The following is a 2,115-nucleotide window of genomic DNA, read 5'->3' as shown; positions in this document are numbered from 1 at the left end:
ATGATGAATTTTTGTGCTGTTTTTTGCCTCATCGTAAGGCGACTTAGCGACCCCTGCCGCATGGCGGGGCGTTCGCGCCAATGCTATGAGCAGAACAGCGGTTGCGATCACTCGGCGCCGGGGGCCTTTCGGCCCGTGCCATCGGGTTTTCGTAGTTTCATCCCGGCCCTGGCCGGGGGCATTCGAAGCGCAGTGGAGGTCGGTCGGCGCATGAAGAAGATCGAAGCGATCATCAAGCCCTTCAAGCTGGACGAGGTGAAAGAGGCGCTTCAGGAGGTCGGCCTTCAGGGTATCACGGTCCTCGAAGCCAAGGGCTTCGGCCGCCAGAAGGGCCACACCGAGCTCTACCGCGGCGCCGAATATGTCGTCGACTTCCTTCCCAAGGTGAAGATCGAGATCATCCTCGCCGACGACATGGTGGATCGCGCCATCGAAGCCATCGTCAAGGCCGCCCAGACGGGCCGGATCGGGGATGGCAAGATTTTTGTATCGAGCGTCGAGGGGGCGATCCGCATCCGGACCGGCGAGACCGGCGCGGACGCGATCTGAGGTCTCTCTCCCCCGACAACACGGAATCAAAGGCCGTCGGCTGGCCCCAGGCCAGCGACGACCCACGAGTTTGACAAACTGCTGGCAAGAGGAATTGCTGAAATGAAAAGCGCCAAGGATGTCCTCAAGGCGATCAAGGAGAACGACGTCAAGTATGTCGACTTCCGCTTCACCGACCCGCGCGGCAAGTGGCAGCATGTGACGTTTGACGTCGGCATGATCGACGAGGACATCTTCGCCGAAGGCACGATGTTCGACGGATCCTCGATCGCCGGCTGGAAGGCCATCAACGAGTCCGACATGCTGCTGATGCCGGATCCGACGACCGCGACGATGGACCCGTTCTTCTCGGCCGCGACCATGGTCATCAACTGCGACGTGCTCGAGCCGGCCACCGGCGAGCCCTATGGCCGCGATCCGCGCGGCATCGCCAAGAAGGCCGAGGCGTATCTGAAGTCGACCGGCATCGGCGACACCGTCTATGTCGGCCCCGAGGCCGAGTTCTTCGTGTTCGACGACGTCAAGATCGCTGCCGACCCGTATCACACCGGCTTCAAGCTCGATAACGTCGAGCTGCCGATCAACGGCTACGCCGACTACGAAGGCGGCAACCTCGGCCACCGCGTCGCCACCAAGGGCGGCTACTTCCCGGTTCCGCCGCAGGATTCCGCCCAGGACATGCGCGGCGAGATGCTCGCGGCGATGCAGTCCATGGGCGTGGTGGTCGAGAAGCACCACCACGAGGTCGCCTCGGCCCAGCACGAGCTCGGCATGAAGTTCGACACGCTCGTGCACACGGCCGACCTGATGCAGGTCTACAAGTACGCGATCCACAACGTGGCCCAGAGCTACGGCAAGACCGCGACCTTCATGCCGAAGCCGATCTATGGCGACAACGGCTCGGGCATGCACGTGCACCAGTCGATCTGGAAGAATGGCAAGCCGGTCTTCGCGGGCAACAAGTATGCCGACCTGTCGCAGGAGTGCCTGTGGTACATCGGCGGCATCATCAAGCACGCCAAGTCGCTCAACGCCTTCACCAATCCCTCGACCAACTCCTACAAGCGCCTCGTCCCGGGCTATGAGGCTCCGGTCCTGCTGGCCTACTCGGCCCGCAACCGCTCCGCCTCCTGCCGTATTCCGTGGACGACCTCGCCGAAGGCCAAGCGCGTGGAGGTCCGCTTCCCCGATCCGATGGCGAACCCCTACCTCGCCTTCGCAGCCATGCTGATGGCCGGCCTCGACGGCATCGTGAACAAGATCGACCCCGGCCCGGCGATGGACAAGGATCTCTACGACCTGCCGCCGCGCGAGCTGAAGAAGATCCCGACCGTCTGCGGCTCGCTGCGCGAGGCGCTGGAAGCGCTCAAGAAGGACAACGCCTACCTCAAGGCCGGCGGCGTCTTCAACGACGACTTCATCGAGAGCTACATCGAGCTCAAGATGCAGGATGTGGCGCGCTTCGAGATGACGCCGCACCCGGTCGAGTTCGCGATGTACTACTCCTACTGAGGATTTCGGCCGGCTTCTCCGGAAACCGGCCGCGCGCTTCCTCCCGACCGTGGT

At 63.0% G+C, this 2,115-nt stretch carries 2 protein-coding genes; both read left to right on the top strand.

Features of this window, described 5'->3' with window-relative positions; translation table 11 throughout:
* The first annotated feature begins 210 nt into the window (after nt 1-210).
* Nucleotides 211-549 (top strand): P-II family nitrogen regulator, encoded by a 339-nt coding sequence (locus ACIPIA_RS14825; RefSeq protein ID WP_400510654.1) that lies wholly within the window; start codon nt 211-213, stop codon nt 547-549.
* Between the two features lie 102 nt (nt 550-651).
* Nucleotides 652-2,061, top strand: coding sequence for a type I glutamate--ammonia ligase (gene glnA, locus ACIPIA_RS14820; protein ID WP_400510653.1), 1,410 nt, complete (start codon nt 652-654; stop codon nt 2,059-2,061).
* The last annotated feature ends 54 nt before the right edge of the window (nt 2,062-2,115 follow it).

Source organism: Allobosea sp. CER48 (assembly GCF_044752385.1).
Lineage (GTDB): Bacteria > Pseudomonadota > Alphaproteobacteria > Rhizobiales > Beijerinckiaceae > Allobosea.
This window is presented reverse-complemented; position numbering and strand designations above follow the sequence as displayed.

What these genes read in the sequence shown, in the direction of transcription:
- glnA (WP_400510653.1), top strand. Translation starts at nt 652, where the DNA reads ATGAAAAGCGCCAAGGATGTCCTCAAGGCGATCAAGGAGAACGACGTC.
- ACIPIA_RS14825 (WP_400510654.1), top strand. Translation starts at nt 211, where the DNA reads ATGAAGAAGATCGAAGCGATCATCAAGCCCTTCAAGCTGGACGAGGTG.